This window comes from Pseudoduganella sp. GW821-FHT11H04 (genome assembly GCF_058807935.1).
On sequence record NZ_JBXARE010000018.1, the window covers coordinates 34,743 to 51,352 of the forward strand.

Here is a 16,610-nt window from a genome sequence, read left to right on the forward strand (position 1 = left end):
GAGAGACGCATGAAGCAGTACAAAGAATTGATCAGCACCGTTCTGGAACAAGGCAGTTGGCAGGACAACCGCACCGGCATCCGCACCCTGAGCGTGCCGGGCGCTATGATGCGCTTCGACATGAACGACGGCTTCCCCGCCGTCACCACCAAGAAGCTGGCCTTCAAATCGGTGGTCGGTGAACTGTGCGCCTTCCTGCGTGCCTCGCGCAGCGCCGCCGATTTCCGCGCCCTCGGCTGCAAGGTCTGGGACCAGAACGCAAACGAGAACCAGCAATGGCTGGACAACCCGCACCGCACTGGCCTCGACGACCTGGGCCCGGTGTACGGCGTTCAGTGGCGCCAGTGGCCAGGCTACAAGGTGCTGGACGCCTCGGCCACCGAGCAAATCGCAGACGCTGAACGCAACGGCTTCCGCCAGGTAGCGCCGCTGGAAGAAGACGGCGTGCAGAAAGTCCTGATGTACAAAGCCATCGACCAGTTGCGTGAATGCCTGGACACCATCGTCAACAACCCTTCGAGCCGCCGCATCCTGTTCCACGGTTGGAATCCAGCGGTGCTGGACCAGGTCGCGCTGCCGGCATGCCACCTGCTCTACCAGTTCATCCCGAACGCCACAACGCGCGAAATCTCGCTCTGCCTCTACGTGCGCAGCAACGATATCGGCCTTGGTACGCCATTCAACATCGCAGAAGGCGCCGCCCTGCTGCACCTGGTGGCGCGCCTGACCGGCTACAAGCCGCGCTGGTTCAGCTACTTTATCGGCGACGCGCACATCTACGAGAACCACATGGAGATGGTGCAAGAGCAGCTCAAACGCGAGCCGCTGCCGCTGCCACAGCTGCATATCAACAGCCGCGTGCCATCGTTCGCGGAAACCGGCAAGTACGAACCAGAGTGGCTGGAGAAAATCGAGCCTTCCGACTTCACTTTGGAAGGCTATCAGCATCATGCACCACTGACGGCGCCGATGGCCGTCTAAACACGCCATTGAAGAATACGCCGCTGTACATCAGCGGCGTATTCTCAGGTTTTCTCAAGCAGACACAGATACCATCACGAGGGTGGTTCTCTCAGTTGTACTAGCGCATACTTGACGTACGCCTAACGTCCGATGGCAGTCGGCTATCGCCCCAATTCGGACCTTGAGTCACTAGTGAGAAATAATTGCTTTCCAGAGTGCGTCGCACTTCAAAGCGCTTTCGACCACCAAATCACTTAATCCGAATTACCTGAATCCGTTGATCCATGCCCTCAACTTGCATCGCAAACCCTCCGTTGGCGGGAATTATCATTACTTTAGGGCGATACTTATAAGAATAAGTATATGCGTATGTACTTTGCTGCCAAACTTGTCCATTCACTAGCTTAAATATTGTTTCACCATCCCAGCCATTGAATTCCCCCTCGATTTGCGACTCTATTACCTCGGACGATAGAGTTGGCCGCTTCACCTTAGGCGCCGAAGTTTTGCGTTCACCAACACGCTGGACGTTTATTTTCTTATCACCTATAAATAGCTTCCCTTTGTCTGGGCAAACAATGACCTGCGGCGAATATTCATAGAGGTATTCATAATCATATTTCACCTCCCAAATTGAACCATCCAACAACTTAAAAATTTCCCCGTTGTTGCCCATAAATGGGCTCGGACTAACAATGGATGATTCGAAGCATTCTTCAGCGTGCGCGCAATTCAATGCAAACAAAATTACGAAAAATAAAAAACGATTCTTCACAACACATTTCCTTCATAAAGCAGTTCGAATAGGTCGGCTCATGGCCGAATGTACACAGTCATTAGGTTGCCGGGGCGACTCCCTAACAGATGTATCGAACCTATGCACCGTTCATCCGCGCAGCGACGCGAGTCCGCAGAAACCCGCCGATGACGAATACTGGTGCCTGGGCGATAATTAAGCATAGAAGCGCTATCGCGGAACGAATCAAGGATTCTTCGGTCGCATAATACTGCAGCGGGAGCCACAAAATGAATAGCGCCAGACCACCGGAAAACGTAGTGACCCACATCGCAGGACGGCCAAAGACAATTCCCAGCACAAGCGATGTACCCGCCACGAATAGCAATACCGACAGGAACGAGGGCCAAAGCTCTGCCCGAGTGGCACTAACATTAACGCCGAAGATCGCCGCCAGTGCGATGAATAAAAACGCGCTGATTGCCGCTATCAATTTCATCTAACGACCTCCTGATATCCGAATCGATGGCGTGGCTGTCTCCGAACGATGTTGCGTGCTTCGATCATTGAATGCTGTTACTCCGTCCGCGCAAGAAAAGAATTCCGGCGCCCAAGAGACTGACACCAATTACTAACGCGATTATCAGTCCCGCTGGATTTTTCAAGCCGATTGCATCGGCAAAAAAAGCGAGCACTACGACAGCAGCCAGTTGGCCCGGCAGAATGATACGAAGTCCACGCAACACAGTGACGTCGCCCTGTCTCGACAGCTTCCATGCGACAAAGCATACCGGAGCCCATAACAGACCAAGGAGCACCGCTAGCAACACTGTGACAAACAATATCTTCATGTAATTGCGATTTCTAAAAGGCAGCTATTGGCCGACAGCTGAATTTTTACTTTTTCGGTTTAATTTCGATACCGTCCGATAGATATTGGACGCTCACTTCCTGCGGGCCGTTTGGAGTATACAACTGCCAGCACTCGAATTCACTTGATGGCTCCAGGAGCGCTGATATCTTCAGGTGGCTCGATAGCTGTCCGACCACGTCTTTTTGATCGACTTGTCGGGCACCAGCGCGTCGCCACGAGATTAGAAATCCTTGCTCGAACCCCTCGGAATAGCTGGAAACCTGAGCAAACGCTTTTGCATGTTCCATCGGTATATCTGTTGACTCAACCAGCATCCCCATCAAGTCTCCAAGCAAGCGCAAAGCAATTCCCTCATCAACAGCTGGAGACGTAAAAAACTGGAAAGACTCTATATCTGACATGACGTCCTTTTCGCTACTTCATAACGCCTGAATGCTTGTGCCGGACTTCCGGTCTTGGCTGATGCCAGTCGTCTAGTCTCCGTCGAGGTCTAACACTTCATCCACCTCATCTTTGACCTTTGAGCCTCGAAGCAACCGGACAAATACAACGATAAAGACGACCAAGGATATCAGAATCGCTAAATAGTTTTCGGGCAATGAAACGTGAACGCTTTGCAGCAGCGGAGTGAAAGGCCTCATTGCAGACAGCACGAACACGTAACTAAAAAGCCCAATAGCCGTCGCAACGACAAAACCCACTACAAATTTTTGAATCACAAAGGTCCTTTGTTGGGGCTGCTATATGGCCGTTTCTTGCCAACTCACTCTGCAACAATTTCTTTGGTCAGCGCATATCGGCTACCGCCTGGCGGGAAGTCGGGAATTTGGCTGACAACCCGATACCCGCGTTTCTCATAGAACGGCAGCGCTTGGAAGCTTAACGTTTCAAGGAATACCCGCGGGCACTCTCTCCGAACGGCCTCGCTTTCCGCTGCCTGCATCAGTTCAGTCCCATAGCCTTGACCGCGCAGTTCATCGGACATCCAGACAGCCTGCACCTGCAACCAACCCAGATAAGTAGCTCCGACCAATCCTCCTACAACACCGCCTTCAGAATTTCGAACGGCAATAAACAGATAATTTGGAGTGTCGCCATTCGCTTTTGAAGCGTTGAAGGCAGTGAGGCCGTTGATTACAGCTACCATTTCGTCCGGAGCCGGCTCAGATTCAATCACGACTTTGTATTTCTCTGACATTAATTCCTCGTTCAAAAATTTTACGGTAGCTAACGAGTGCAAACGCAATCGGCTAGCACCGCGAATTAAACTTGGCGTTTAAGCAGTTTCTTCTTCGGGGACGACGCTGCTCCACCACTGGTTGGCCGAGTATTCCCCTTCCTTTTCCAGCAAGTAGTGATAGCCGCGTTCAGCGGCTTCATTCAGCAGGCGCTGGTCGTTGAACGCAGCTTCGCGCAGGTGGTCTACGCCCTGGCGATTGCCCTCTTCCAGCAAGACGCGGCCGTACATCAACGACGCTTTGGGATACGGGCCACCTGGGCGCTTCAACTGCTCCACCAGGACCGGCTTCGCGGCAGCGGCGGATTCGAACTCCAGTCTTAACGCGGCCAATTCCTGAAGGTCGGGCACCGACAGCTTGGACAGTGGTTGCGCGGACAAGGTGCCAATACGTGCCTGCGAAGTCGTCACATGGCGATAGCGTTCACGCCAACCGCGCGAATTGACTTCCCACCACTGCTTGTCCAGTTCTGCCTCCAGCTTCTTGCCGACTCCTGAAGCCAGCATCACGTCGGCAGAGCACACATCGACCGGTTCCGGTAAGGATGGTGCAACGCCAATCGCATCCAGGCGCTCACGCAAACATGGGTGGGTATCGTCCACGTCCGAACGCACGGCCCACACGGCATCCAGGGCAGCTTGCGACGCCCACTCTTCGTAATTCGCCCTGAACGCCATGCGCATCGAAGCGAACGGCATGAACGGCGGCCTCTCGGCGCGATCCGCGTTCTCATACATCTTTGGCCAGAACGAGCTATACACCCAAGCCCCGAGCATATGGACGCGTAGCAGCCCGTGCGCACGCGCTGTGCGACCGGCCATCTCGACCGACATGGCGTCGGCTTCGTATTCATTCTGGCGCGCCAGCACGAAAGTGTAGGCGTCGTAATACGGGAAGAATTTGCCCAGCGAGCGGGCAATTACGCTGCTTACCAAGTTGTCTTCCGCACTTTGCTCGACATGCTTGTACATGTCGACGAACAGGCGCCGCTGGCGATACACCCATGTCGCAGCCTTACCGTGATTGCCGCATAAGTGGCCGTATTCGTGGGCCAGCGTGCCGAGCATTTCCTTGGAAGTGGCTCCCAGCAGGTAGGGCAAACCGACCATAAGGTGATTGCGGTAACCGCCAAAGATGCCGAAACGGGCGTGCTGGCAAATGGCGGCGTTGTACTCGTCCGTGACGAGGACATGGTGGATGGTTGGCCCTTTCAGCTTGCTGTGCAGCTTGTCGAGGATGTCGAACAGCTTAGGCGCCTCTTCGCGGGTCAGGGCACGTCCGGTCGGCGGGTCCAGGCGCATGAACATGACGCGCAGGACGACAAAAATCAGTGGCAGCAGAAACAGGCCAAACAGGCCTATCTTGATGGTGACAAAGGTGCGGTGCGATTCCAGAGCCCATTGCATAAGCGTGACAAACAAGGCGACCAGCCCCGCCAATGCGCCGAACAGCACGACAAAGGCAGACAGGCTGATCGCAACGACCTTGCGGCGGAATGCCGCAGGGTTGGCATGTGAGTCCAGTTCAAGACGGCGAACCAGGTGTTCAAATTCTTTGCGGTCCAATCGCACTCCTCATTCAAAATTCTTCCCAATCTCCTACCGGGCTGTTAGCCACCTTGCGGGCAGGCGCCGCCTTGGTCTGGGTCAAGGCTGGTTTGGCCGGCTTCGCTGGCTTGGCCGTTTTGGCCGGCGCGCCAGGCTTGGTGCGCACGGCCTGGATCACGGCACGAGCCTCGGCGGCTGCCGAAGGCACCCTGTGCTGGCCGTCGATCTGGAACACGCTCACGACCCGCGACAGGCTGCTCGCCTGGTCCTGCAACTCGCCGGATGCCGCAGCGGCCTCCTCCACCAATGCCACGTTTTGCTGCGTAATTGTATCCATCTCCGTGATGGCGTGGTGGATTTGCTCCAAGCCTGCGGTCTGTTCCTGGGTCGCGCTGGTGATCTCGCCCATGATATCGGTCACGCGTTGGATGCTGGTCACGATATCTTTCATCGTGGCGCCGGCTTGGTTCACCAGCTTGGCTCCGCTTTCCACCTTGCCGACGGAATCGTCGATCAACTGCTTGATCTCCTTGGCTGCGGCAGCCGAGCGCTGCGCCAGGTTACGCACCTCGCTGGCCACGACCGCAAAACCGCGGCCTTGCTCACCGGCGCGTGCCGCTTCCACAGCAGCATTCAGTGCCAGGATATTGGTCTGGAAGGCGATGCCATCGATCACTGCAATGATGTCAACGATCTTGTTGGACGACTCATTAATTGAGCCCATGGTTTCAACCACCTGGGCCACCACTTCGCCGCCCTTGGTTGCCACGGTCGATGCCGATACGGCCAACTGGTTAGCCTGGCGTGCATTGTCGGCATTCTGGCGCACGGTGCTGGTGAGCTCCTCCATCGACGATGCGGTTTCTTCCAGCGACGCGGCTTGCTCGCCGGTGCGATGGGACAGGTCCATATTGCCGGCAGCAATCTGGCCGGACGCGCTGGAGATGGTGTCGCTGCCACTACGGACTTCCGACACAATCGCAGCCAGGTTGTCGCGCATTTTGTCCAGTGCACGCAGCAACTCGCCGAATTCATTGGCCGAGTGGGCGGTGGCCTGGCCTTTCAGGTCGCCATCGGCCACGCGGTGCGCCACTGCCATGGCTTCTGCCAGCGGTTCGGAGATGGCCTTCATTAGCACCATGCCGGCGAACACGCTGAGTACCAAACCGCCGAGCAGGACCACAGTTACGGTGGTGCTTGAACGGCTCAGGCTTGCGGCGACAGCGGCATCGTCTTCCTTGACGCGCTTGTCACTGTATTCAGCGAGGGCTTTGAGGGCGACGTCGCCAACACGATAAGTTGGGTTGACCTTCTTGATCAGGACCGTTTCGGCGTCGTCCCAGCGGCCTTCCTTGACGGCTGCGGTGGCGGCGCGAACGTGCGCAACGCCCAGGCCATCGCTCTTGGCGAACCAGTCCTCGGCCAGTTTGCGCTCCTCGGGCGACTTGATACTAGCCAGGTAGCCTTCCCAGTGCTTGGTCACGCGTGCGGTCACTTCGTCGACGATGTTGAAGTGATTGGTCAGCGGGTGATCATGCAGCTTGCTCCAGCCCAGCTCCGGGTTGTGCTGCAAGGCTTGCAGGATCTGGCTGCGGCCAGTTTCCATATCGAGACGGATTGCGTTTCGTTCCGCGATGTTCTTCTGGTTAGCGACAGTGACGTCCTTCACCAGACCGACCGAGCGCTCTGCGCTCAGGATTCCAAGTCCGCCGATAACGGCCAACAGGCCAATCAGCAGACCGAGCACACCCACCAAGAGGGTTTTGATCTTGAAATTATTGAACATCGCTCACTCCTTTACCAACGATTTGAAAAACTGATGCAACCGGCCTCGCAACTCTGATACCTCGTCGAACTCGATATAGGTAATATCCACCAGGTCATCCAGCTCACGCAGCAGCGTGGTCTTGATCGGCGCGCCTTTCCATACCAGGAACAGGATAGGCGTCCGGCGGCCTTTGAATATGTGATAGCTCAACTCAAACGCACTGCTTTCGCTCATTCCGACCCGAATGTTGACCATCACGTCGGCCTGGTCCAGCAATGCAAGTCGATGACGCCGGAAGTTCTGCGGCGTGAACGGCAAACCCTGGCCGCGTTCGAAGGAGGCACGGAAGGTCTCCGCGCTTTCCGCCTGTAAGCCGGTGAGGTAATCGAAGACGTGCGGCAGGCCATTGGCGCTGTCGATCATCTGCATGATTTCGCCGATCATGCGCTGTTCGCGCTCGTCCGATTCGGTGAATGGCTGGCGGATGAAGACCTTGAGCGGCTCCACGCCAACGCTGCGCTGTCGCGAATCGGCGCGGCGTTCCGGCATTTTCCACGCGGCCGCCGCCATGTCCGCTGCGCCCGGCACAGGACGCGGTGCGAGCGGTGGCGACTCACGTTGGCCGCTCTCGGCCAGCGCATGCAACTCCTGGAGCGAACGAACGGCTGTGCAATTGGCATGCTTGCGGGCCTCCGCTGCGGCTTCTGCGGCAGCGATCGTCGTGAACATTACCGTGCCGCTGGCCAGCGCCGCGGTGCGCAGGCTGCGGGTGGCTGCAATGGCCGTGCGCTTTTCATCAACGGTGACGACGGCCATGGCGATTTCGCGCAAGGCGATCAGGCCAAGCAGGGTTTCGTCTTCAATCGCGTTGACTGGCACTTCGCCCGCTTCCAGCACGGCCGCCGTGATCTCGCTGGCGCATAGCGAATAGCCTGCATCGGCGAGTTCGCGAGCCAAGGCCACTGCGCGAGCCTGGTCGGCCTTGCGGACGCGCATATACACGTGCCCTTGTTGGGGAATGCGCACGCCGGCTGCCAGTTCCGCTTTCAGGAAGGCCTCGCCGAAGGTCGGCCCCGTTCCCATAACCTCGCCGGTCGATTTCATTTCCGGTCCGAGGATAGTGTCCACGCCAGGGAATTTCGCAAACGGCAGAACAGATTCCTTGACGCTGTAGTACGGAGGAATCACTTCCGCCGTGACGCCTTGCGCCGCCAGCGAGCGGCCCGCCATGCAGCGCGCCGCGACCTTAGCCAGTTGCACGCCGGTCGCCTTGGAGACGAACGGCACGGTGCGCGAAGCACGCGGATTCACTTCCAGCACGTAGATCCTGTCAACCATCCGGCCGTCAGCTTTCAGGCGCTGCACCGCGAACTGCACGTTCATCAGGCCCACCACGTCCAGTCCTTGCGCAAGGCGCACTGTCTGGCGCTTGATCTCCGCAACAGTGGCATCGGCCAGGGAGTATGGAGGCAGGCTGCAGGCCGAGTCGCCGGAGTGGATACCAGCCTGCTCGACGTGTTCCATGACGCCGCCGATCACCACATCGACGCCGTCGCTCACGCAATCGACGTCCACCTCAATCGCATCGTTCAGGAAGCGGTCCAGCAGCACCGGTGAATCGTGGGATACCTTAACCGCCTCGCGCATATAGCGCTCCAGGTCGGCCCGTTCGTGGACAATCTCCATGGCGCGGCCGCCCAATACATATGACGGACGCACCACCAGCGGGTAGCCGATTTCTTCGGCCATGGCCACGGCCTGCTGCTCGGTGCGTGCGGTGCGGTTGGACGGCTGGCGCAGGTCCAGCTCGAACAACAGCTTCTGGAAGCGCTCGCGGTCTTCAGCCGCATCGATCATGTCCGGCGAGGTGCCGATGATCGGCACGCCGCTGCCCTCCAGCGCCAGTGCCAGCTTGAGCGGAGTCTGGCCGCCGTACTGCACGATCACACCTTCCGGCTTTTCGAGGGCGACGATTTCCAGCACGTCTTCCAGCGTCAGGGACTCGAAGTACAGGCGGTCGGAGGTGTCGTAATCGGTCGACACGGTTTCCGGATTGCAGTTGACCATGATGGTCTCGTAGCCATCCTCGCGCATCGCCAGCGCGGCGTGCACGCAGCAATAATCGAATTCGATGCCCTGCCCGATCCGGTTCGGGCCACCGCCCAGCACCATGATCTTGCGGGCACTGGTCGGCTGGGCCTCGCATTCCTCGTCGTAGGTCGAGTACATATAGGCAGTACGCGTGGCGAATTCGCCGGCGCAGGTGTCGACTCGCTTGTAGACCGGACGGATGCCCTGGGCATGGCGTTGCGCACGCACTGCATCCTCCGGCACGCCCAAAAGTGCCGCCAGGCGGCGGTCACTGAAGCCTTGCTGTTTCAGGCGGCGCAGCACATGGCGGTCGAAGCCGCCCAACTGCTGCGAGGCCACCCATTCCTCAACTTCCACCAGGTCCTGGATCTGTGCCAGGAACCATGGATCGATATGGGACAGGCGGTTCACCTCCACCAGCGACATGCCTTGGGCGAAAGCCTCGCCCACATACCAGATGCGTTGCGGACCTGGCAAGCGCAGCTCTTGCTCGATCACGTCGCGGCCGGTAGCGATGCGCTGCAGGCCGTCGACGCCGATATCCAGGCCACGCAGCGCTTTCTGGAACGATTCCTGGAAAGTGCGGCCCATGGCCATCACTTCGCCAACCGACTTCATTTGCGTGGTCAGGCGGTCGTTCGCGCCCGGGAATTTCTCAAAGGCGAAACGCGGGATCTTGGTCACGACGTAGTCGATGGCCGGTTCGAACGAGGCTGGTGTCGCGCCGCCGGTAATATCGTTCTGCAGCTCGTCCAGCGTGAAGCCCACGGCCAGTTTGGCGGCCACGCGGGCAATCGGGAAGCCGGTTGCTTTGGAGGCCAGCGCCGAGGAACGCGACACGCGCGGATTCATTTCGATCACGATCATGCGGCCGTCTTGCGGATTTACCGCAAACTGCACGTTCGAGCCGCCGGTGTCCACGCCGATTTCACGCAGCACTTCCAGCGCGGCGTCGCGCATGATCTGGTATTCCTTGTCAGTCAGCGTCTGCGCCGGGGCGACAGTGATGGAGTCGCCGGTATGCACGCCCATCGGGTCCAGGTTCTCGATCGAGCAGACGATGATGCAGTTGTCCTTGCGGTCGCGTACCACCTCCATCTCGAATTCCTTCCAGCCGATCAGCGATTCCTCGATCAGCAATTCGGAAGTCGGCGACAACTCCAGGCCGCGCAGGCAGATGGCGGTGAATTCGTCAGCGTTACGGGCGATGCCGCCGCCGCTGCCGCCCATCGTGAACGACGGACGGATGATGGCCGGGAAGCCCAGCTTTTCCTGCGCCTGCCAGGCTTCAGCCATGGTGTGGGCGATATGGGAGCGGGCCGACTCCAGGCCGATGCGGCCCATGGCTTCCTTGAATTTGGCGCGGTCTTCGGCGCGGTCGATAGCTTCCGGCGTGGCGCCGATCAGTTCCACATTGAATGCTGCCAGCACGCCGTGGCGGTGCAGGTCCAATGCGCAATTGAGCGCGGTCTGGCCGCCCATCGTCGGCAGCACGGCTTGCGGGCGCTCCTTCTCGATGATGCGCGCCACCGTTTCCCAGGTGATCGGTTCGATATAAGTGACATCGGCCATGCCGGGGTCGGTCATGATGGTGGCCGGGTTGCTGTTGACCAGCACCACCTCGTAGCCCTCTTCGCGCAAGGCTTTGCATGCTTGGGCGCCGGAGTAGTCGAATTCGCAGGCTTGGCCGATCACAATCGGGCCTGCGCCAATGATCAGGATGCGCTGAATGTCAGTACGCTTAGCCATGGCGCGCGCCCTCCATCATGCTGACGAAACGGTCGAACAGCGGCGCCAGGTCATGCGGGCCGGGCGAGGCTTCCGGGTGACCCTGGAAGCAGAAGGCTGGTTTGTCTGTGCGGCGGAAGCCTTGCAGCGAGCCGTCGAACAGCGAGATATGAGTGACTGCGCAGTTATTCGGCAGCGAATCGGGATCGACCGCAAAGCCATGATTCTGGGAAGTGATCATCACGCGGCCGGTTTCCACGTCCTGCACCGGATGGTTGGCGCCGTGGTGACCGAATTTCATTTTCACAGTGCGGGCGCCGGATGCCAGCGCCATGATCTGGTGGCCAAGGCAGATGCCGAAGGTCGGCACGCCGCGCTCAATCAGCTCGCGCGCAGCCTCGATAGCGTAATCGCAGGGCTGGGGATCTCCTGGACCGTTCGACAGGAAGATGCCGTCCGGTTTCAACGCCAGGGCCGCAGCGGCGCCGGCCTTCGCAGGGAGCACGGTAACGCGGCAGCCGCGCTGGGACAGCATGCGCAGGATGTTCGCTTTCACGCCGAAGTCGAAGGCCACCACATGGCGGCCCGGCTGCAACTGGCGCCCATGGCCCTGGCCCAGCGACCATTCGGTTTCAGTCCATTCGTATGCCACGGCAGTACTCACCGTTTGCGCCAGGTCCAGGCCCGACAGGCCCGGGAATTCGCGCGCCAGGTGCAGCGCTTCGTCTGCCGCACCGCCTGCGATGATGGCGCCGGACTGGGCGCCCTTTTCGCGCAGGATGCGGGTCAGCTTGCGGGTATCGATGCCCGCGATCGCCACTACGCCCTGCTCCGCCAGCCAGGACGACAGGTCCCTCTCGGAGCGGAAATTCGAAGCGAGGAAAGGCACGTCTTTCACCACCAGGCCGGCGGCGTGGATGCGCGAAGCTTCGGCATCTTCGCCATTCACGCCGGTGTTGCCGATATGCGGGTAAGTCAGCGTGACAATCTGGCGGCTGTAGCTCGGGTCACTCAGGATTTCCTGGTAGCCGCTCATGGCCGTATTAAAGACAACTTCGCCAGCCGTGGCGCCATTGGCGCCGATCGAGGCGCCTTCGAAGATCGTGCCATCGGCCAGTGCGAGAATAGCGCGCCCGGCATTCCCAGAGGGATGCTTGAGTGGGTGTTTCATCAGGGGGTTCTCCTGCTCCGTATCGTTATGAAACCTACAAACAGAATTACTCAGCAGTAATTCCTAGCGCGCTAGAACCCACGATACTTCCGGCCCCCCCCGATAAAACTCTCCAACTTTCACAATCGCCCGTTCGGGGCCAAAAAAAACTTGCGATGGCGCAATTCCGCAACGTGACCGGATTGCAAAGTGCTCCGATATATAATGTCGGCCATGACAAATTTGACCATCATCGTTGCCACTGACTCCAGTAATGGCATTGGCATCAACAACACCCTGCCGTGGCACCTGCCGGAGGACCTGGCGCACTTCAAGCGCCTCACTTCCGGCCACCCGATTATCATGGGCCGCAAGACCTTCGATTCGATCGGCCGCGCCTTGCCAAACCGCCGCAACATCGTCATCACCCGCAACGCCGAGTGGCAGCATGAGGGCGTGGAACGCGCCGCCTCGCTGGAGGACGCACTGGCCATGGTGGACGGCGTGGACGACGCTTTCGTGATCGGCGGTGGACAGATTTTTGAGCAAGCCCTGCCCCTGGTTGGCAAGCTTGTAATTACCCGCATCGCCCAAAACTATGAGTGCGATGCCTTCTTCCCTGAGCTGCCGGGCGGCGTATGGAAGGAAGTGGCGCGCGAAGAGCACGTATCGGCAGCCCGGCTGCCTTATGCATTTATTACCTACACCAGGAACTAAAACATGTCCGGACACGGTTTTCATGTACACGGCCCACACGATCACGCCGTGGAACACGCAGCACACAGCAACGACAAATTCTCGGGCAATATCGCTGTGACCACGGCCATCCTGGCCACGGTGGGCGCCATCTTCGGCTACCAGGGCGGCGCAACCCAGAACGATGCGGCGCTGTTCAAGAACAATGCAGCCATCGCCAAGACCGAAGCGGCCAACCGCTGGAACTACTACCAGGCCAAATCGGCCAAGCAGAACCTGGCCGAACTGGCCATGACGCTGCCGAACGTCGATCCAGAGAAGTACAAGGCCGACGTGGCGCGCTACAAGGAAGAAAAAGAGGCAATCAAGCAGGACGCCGAGAAGTGGGAAGCCAAATCGACCGAATGGGACCACCAATCCGACCACGCCCTGCACAAGCACCACCAATGGGCGCTGGCCACCACGGCCGAACAAATCGCCATCGCACTGGCCGCGATCACTTTGCTGACCAACCGTAAATGGCTGATGTACGCCACTTATGGCGTGGCGGCGGTGGGCATCGGCCTGGGCGTTGTTGCAATGCTGTAAAAAAATCCCCCCGGGAGGCGTATTTCTGCGATACTCCCGGTCTTATTTTTTTGAGGCGCTAGGTCGCGCCTGGAGACCATCGATGAAATTCCGCTTCCCCATCGTCATCATTGACGAGGATTTCCGTTCCGAGAACACGTCCGGCCTGGGCATTCGCGCCCTGGCAGCGGCGATGGAAAAGGAAGGCATGGAGGTCCTTGGTGTGACCAGCTATGGCGACCTGTCCCAGTTCGCACAGCAGCAGTCGCGCGCCTCAGCCTTCGTCCTGTCGATCGACGACGAGGAGTTCGGCGCCGGCAGCCCGGAGGAGACCGACTTCGCGCTGGCTTCCCTGCGCACCTTTATCGAAGAAATCCGCTACAAGAACGCGGACATCCCGATCTACCTGTACGGTGAAACCCGCACCTCGCGCCATATCCCGAACGATATCCTGCGCGAACTGCATGGCTTCATCCACATGTTCGAGGATACCCCGGAATTCGTGGCGCGCCACATCATCCGCGAAGCCAAGTCCTACCTGGACGGCCTGGCGCCGCCATTCTTCCGCGCCCTGGTGCACTACGCGAACGACGGCTCCTATTCCTGGCACTGCCCTGGCCACTCCGGCGGCGTGGCCTTCCTGAAGTCTCCGATCGGCCAGATGTTCCACCAGTTCTTCGGTGAGAACATGCTGCGCGCCGACGTCTGCAACGCCGTGGAGGAACTGGGCCAACTGCTGGACCACACCGGCCCTGTCGCCGCGTCCGAGCGCAACGCCGCCCGCATTTACAACGCAGACCACGCCTACTTCGTCACCAACGGCACCTCCACCTCCAACAAGATGGTGTGGCATTCGACCGTGGCGCCTGGCGACATCGTCGTGGTCGACCGTAACTGCCACAAATCGATCCTGCACTCGATCATCATGTGCGGCGCGATCCCTGTGTTCCTGATGCCGACCCGGAATAACCTGGGCATCATCGGTCCGATTCCGCTCGAAGAGTTCACGATGGAGAGCATCGAGCGCAAAATCGCCAACAACCCGTTCGCCCAAGCTGCCGCCAACAAGAAGCCGCGCATCCTGACCATCACTCAGTCGACTTACGACGGCGTGGTGTACAACGTGGAAACCCTGCGCGAAATGTTGGACGGTAAGATCGACACCCTGCACTTCGACGAAGCATGGCTGCCGCACGCCACCTTCCACGATTTCTACAAGAACATGCACGCGATCGGCAAGGACCGTCCGCGCGCCAAGGAATCGATGATTTTCTCGACCCAGTCGACCCACAAGCTGCTGGCAGGCCTGTCGCAGGCTTCGCAGGTGCTGGTGCGCGACTCCGAGACCGTCAAGCTGGACAAGGACGCCTTCAACGAAGCGTACCTGATGCACACCTCGACTTCGCCGCAATACTCGATCATCGCTTCGTGCGACGTGGCTGCGGCCATGATGGAAGCGCCGGGCGGCACCGCCCTGGTGGAAGAATCCATCCTGGAAGCGCTGGACTTCCGCCGCGCGATGAAGAAGATCGACGAAGAATGGGGCCAGGACTGGTGGTTCAAGGTCTGGGGTCCGGACACCTTCGCCGAAGAAGGCATCGGTTCGCAGGAAGACTGGATCTTCACCGAAGACAGCAAGAAGTGGCACGGCTTCGGCGACCTGAAGCCGGGCTTCAACATGCTCGACCCGATCAAGGCCACCATCGTCAACCCCGGCCTGTCGCTGGACGGCCAGTTCGGCGAGACCGGTATCCCTGCGTCCATCGTGACCAAGTACCTGGCGGAACACGGCGTGATCGTTGAGAAGTGCGGCCTGTACTCCTTCTTCATCATGTTCACCATCGGCATTACCAAAGGCCGCTGGAACACCCTGCTGACCGCCCTGCAGCAGTTCAAGGACGACTACGACAAGAACGCCCCGATGTGGCGCATCCTGCCGGAGTTCTCGGCTGCCAACCCGCGTTACGAGCAAATGGGCCTGCGCGACCTGTGCCAGCAGATCCACGATTTCTACAAAGCTTACGACGTGGCGCGCCTGACTACCGAGATGTACTTGTCGGACATGGTGCCTGCAATGAAGCCGTCGGACGCCTTCGCCAAGATGGCTCACCGCGAAATCGAGCGCGTACAACTGGACGAACTGGAAGGCCGCATCACCGCCATCCTGCTGACGCCTTACCCGCCGGGCATCCCGCTGCTGATCCCGGGCGAGCGCTTCAACAAGACCATCGTCGACTACCTGCGCTTTGCGCGCGACTTCAACGAGCACTTCCCGGGCTTCGAGACCGATGTGCACGGCTTGGTCAAGCGCGAAGTGAACGGCAAGCGCGATTACTTCGTAGACTGCGTCAGGCAATAAAGAGAAAAGCCCGCTGCGAAGCGGGCTTTTTTTACGCTGCGATTGCAACCGTCAGCGTTACGACATAGCCATCCGTGACATTCCCGCTCATGGTGCCGAGCTGCAGCGAGTAACCATCGCTGAAAATATTATCGGTGGCGTAGCTGATGCGCGTCAGGTTGGCGGCCGAACTGCTGTAGCCGGTCGTCGCATAGACTTCGTTCAACGTCGCCATAGGGAAAGTGAACTGCGAGGTCTTGATACGGTTCGAGGCACTGGTGCTTTGCGCCAGGCTGCGATATACCTCGAAATGCACATGCGGCATACGGCCGTCGTAGCAGCCAGGGAAGATGGTCGTGAATGAGAGGTTGCCGTCGGCATCCGCCTCCTGCACGCCGCGCAGATAGTTCTGGTCCGTCACGCCGCTGGAGTACAGCGAGTAACGGCCTTCCCGGTCGCAATGCCACAGGTAGACAGCGAAATTGCCGGCTGCGCCGCAGCTGTTGTTGGCGTTGACGATCTTTAGCTTGATCGTCAGCGGAACACCGGCAGCTGTGCCGCTGGCGCCATTAAAACTGCTACGGATATCGTTGCGCACCACGCCAGTTTGGGTCAGCACGTTGACGATGCCGCTGGCGTTGCTGTTGGTGCCGTCGCCAGGATAAGGGCCGCCGGTTTCTTCCGGGATGACGGCGCAGGCGCCGCTTCCGCTACTGCCTGTGCTGCCGCTCCCGGTGCTGCTGCTTTCGCTGCTGCTTTCACTTCCGGCGCTGCCGGAACCGCCGCCGCAGGCGAAGAGAGGCAGCGAAGCCGCGCCGGCCAGCAACCAGCGCAGCGAATTGCGGCGTGTGCTGCCCATGTTTATCATCGCTTCCAGGTCTGCCGCAAGGCCGTGGTCATGAGCGTCCATTGAG

The 16,610-nt window shown here is 59.1% G+C and carries 14 protein-coding genes; 4 read left to right on the forward strand and 10 right to left on the reverse strand.

What is annotated here, in order from left to right:
* The first annotated feature begins 9 nt into the window (after positions 1 to 9).
* A complete protein-coding gene (locus AC1RTP_RS25635; protein ID WP_498611472.1) occupies positions 10 to 981 on the forward strand; it encodes a thymidylate synthase in 972 nt (323 codons plus the stop codon).
* 232 nt (positions 982 to 1,213) lie between these two features.
* Here AC1RTP_RS25635 and AC1RTP_RS25640 read toward each other — a convergent pair whose 3' ends face one another.
* The 9 genes from AC1RTP_RS25640 to carA all read right to left on the reverse strand — a co-directional run bounded on the left by AC1RTP_RS25640 (position 1,214) and on the right by carA (position 12,116).
* Positions 1,214 to 1,738 (reverse strand): hypothetical protein, encoded by a 525-nt coding sequence (locus tag AC1RTP_RS25640; protein ID WP_498611473.1) that lies wholly within the window; start codon positions 1,736 to 1,738, stop codon positions 1,214 to 1,216.
* 100 nt (positions 1,739 to 1,838) lie between these two features.
* Positions 1,839 to 2,198, reverse strand: coding sequence for a hypothetical protein (locus AC1RTP_RS25645; RefSeq protein ID WP_498611474.1), 360 nt, complete (start codon positions 2,196 to 2,198; stop codon positions 1,839 to 1,841).
* A gap of 64 nt (positions 2,199 to 2,262) precedes the next feature.
* Complete coding sequence (locus tag AC1RTP_RS25650; protein WP_498611475.1) at positions 2,263 to 2,550, reverse strand: hypothetical protein; 288 nt, start codon at positions 2,548 to 2,550, stop codon at positions 2,263 to 2,265.
* A gap of 46 nt (positions 2,551 to 2,596) precedes the next feature.
* On the reverse strand, positions 2,597 to 2,974 hold the full coding sequence (locus AC1RTP_RS25655; RefSeq protein WP_498611476.1) for a hypothetical protein: 378 nt from the start codon (positions 2,972 to 2,974) through the stop codon (positions 2,597 to 2,599).
* Positions 2,975 to 3,336: 362 nt separating this feature from the next.
* Complete coding sequence (locus AC1RTP_RS25660) at positions 3,337 to 3,771, reverse strand: GNAT family N-acetyltransferase (protein WP_498611477.1); 435 nt, start codon at positions 3,769 to 3,771, stop codon at positions 3,337 to 3,339.
* A gap of 78 nt (positions 3,772 to 3,849) precedes the next feature.
* Entirely contained in the window at positions 3,850 to 5,376 is a 1,527-nt protein-coding gene (locus AC1RTP_RS25665) for a M48 family metallopeptidase (RefSeq protein WP_498611478.1), read from the reverse strand.
* Between the two features lie 13 nt (positions 5,377 to 5,389).
* Entirely contained in the window at positions 5,390 to 7,144 is a 1,755-nt protein-coding gene (locus AC1RTP_RS25670; RefSeq protein WP_498611479.1) for a methyl-accepting chemotaxis protein, read from the reverse strand.
* A 3-nt stretch (positions 7,145 to 7,147) separates the two neighbouring features.
* On the reverse strand, positions 7,148 to 10,966 hold the full coding sequence (gene carB, locus AC1RTP_RS25675) for a carbamoyl-phosphate synthase large subunit (RefSeq protein WP_498611480.1): 3,819 nt from the start codon (positions 10,964 to 10,966) through the stop codon (positions 7,148 to 7,150).
* On the reverse strand, positions 10,959 to 12,116 hold the full coding sequence (carA, locus tag AC1RTP_RS25680; RefSeq protein ID WP_498611481.1) for a glutamine-hydrolyzing carbamoyl-phosphate synthase small subunit: 1,158 nt from the start codon (positions 12,114 to 12,116) through the stop codon (positions 10,959 to 10,961). The genes carB and carA overlap by 8 nt, the downstream gene beginning before the upstream one ends.
* A gap of 213 nt (positions 12,117 to 12,329) precedes the next feature.
* Here carA and AC1RTP_RS25685 point away from each other — a divergent pair, with 213 nt between their 5' ends.
* The 3 genes from AC1RTP_RS25685 to AC1RTP_RS25695 all read left to right on the forward strand — a co-directional run bounded on the left by AC1RTP_RS25685 (position 12,330) and on the right by AC1RTP_RS25695 (position 15,717).
* Positions 12,330 to 12,812 (forward strand): dihydrofolate reductase, encoded by a 483-nt coding sequence (locus AC1RTP_RS25685; RefSeq protein WP_498611482.1) that lies wholly within the window; start codon positions 12,330 to 12,332, stop codon positions 12,810 to 12,812.
* Between the two features lie 3 nt (positions 12,813 to 12,815).
* Complete coding sequence (locus tag AC1RTP_RS25690; protein ID WP_498611483.1) at positions 12,816 to 13,379, forward strand: DUF4337 domain-containing protein; 564 nt, start codon at positions 12,816 to 12,818, stop codon at positions 13,377 to 13,379.
* 82 nt (positions 13,380 to 13,461) lie between these two features.
* Positions 13,462 to 15,717: an Orn/Lys/Arg family decarboxylase gene (locus tag AC1RTP_RS25695; protein WP_498611484.1), complete on the forward strand. Its 2,256-nt coding sequence runs from the start codon at positions 13,462 to 13,464 to the stop codon at positions 15,715 to 15,717.
* Between the two features lie 31 nt (positions 15,718 to 15,748).
* Here the strand turns inward: AC1RTP_RS25695 and AC1RTP_RS25700 are convergent, their stop codons facing one another.
* Positions 15,749 to 16,606 carry a dioxygenase family protein gene (locus AC1RTP_RS25700; RefSeq protein ID WP_498611485.1) on the reverse strand — a complete coding sequence of 286 codons (858 nt, stop codon included), beginning with the start codon at positions 16,604 to 16,606 and terminating at the stop codon, positions 15,749 to 15,751.
* Between the last annotated feature and the right edge of the window lie 4 nt (positions 16,607 to 16,610).

Excerpts from the sequence above, each read along its gene's own strand:
- carA (WP_498611481.1), bottom strand. The coding sequence starts at position 12,116 with ATGAAACACCCACTCAAGCATCCCTCTGGGAATGCCGGGCGCGCTATT.
- AC1RTP_RS25685 (WP_498611482.1), top strand. The coding sequence starts at position 12,330 with ATGACAAATTTGACCATCATCGTTGCCACTGACTCCAGTAATGGCATT.
- AC1RTP_RS25690 (WP_498611483.1), top strand. The coding sequence starts at position 12,816 with ATGTCCGGACACGGTTTTCATGTACACGGCCCACACGATCACGCCGTG.
- AC1RTP_RS25650 (WP_498611475.1), bottom strand. The coding sequence starts at position 2,550 with ATGAAGATATTGTTTGTCACAGTGTTGCTAGCGGTGCTCCTTGGTCTG.
- AC1RTP_RS25660 (WP_498611477.1), bottom strand. The coding sequence starts at position 3,771 with ATGTCAGAGAAATACAAAGTCGTGATTGAATCTGAGCCGGCTCCGGAC.
- AC1RTP_RS25655 (WP_498611476.1), bottom strand. The coding sequence starts at position 2,974 with ATGTCAGATATAGAGTCTTTCCAGTTTTTTACGTCTCCAGCTGTTGAT.
- AC1RTP_RS25695 (WP_498611484.1), top strand. The coding sequence starts at position 13,462 with ATGAAATTCCGCTTCCCCATCGTCATCATTGACGAGGATTTCCGTTCC.
- AC1RTP_RS25635 (WP_498611472.1), top strand. The coding sequence starts at position 10 with ATGAAGCAGTACAAAGAATTGATCAGCACCGTTCTGGAACAAGGCAGT.
- AC1RTP_RS25645 (WP_498611474.1), bottom strand. The coding sequence starts at position 2,198 with ATGAAATTGATAGCGGCAATCAGCGCGTTTTTATTCATCGCACTGGCG.
- carB (WP_498611480.1), bottom strand. The coding sequence starts at position 10,966 with ATGGCTAAGCGTACTGACATTCAGCGCATCCTGATCATTGGCGCAGGC.
- AC1RTP_RS25700 (WP_498611485.1), bottom strand. The coding sequence starts at position 16,606 with ATGGACGCTCATGACCACGGCCTTGCGGCAGACCTGGAAGCGATGATA.
- AC1RTP_RS25670 (WP_498611479.1), bottom strand. The coding sequence starts at position 7,144 with ATGTTCAATAATTTCAAGATCAAAACCCTCTTGGTGGGTGTGCTCGGT.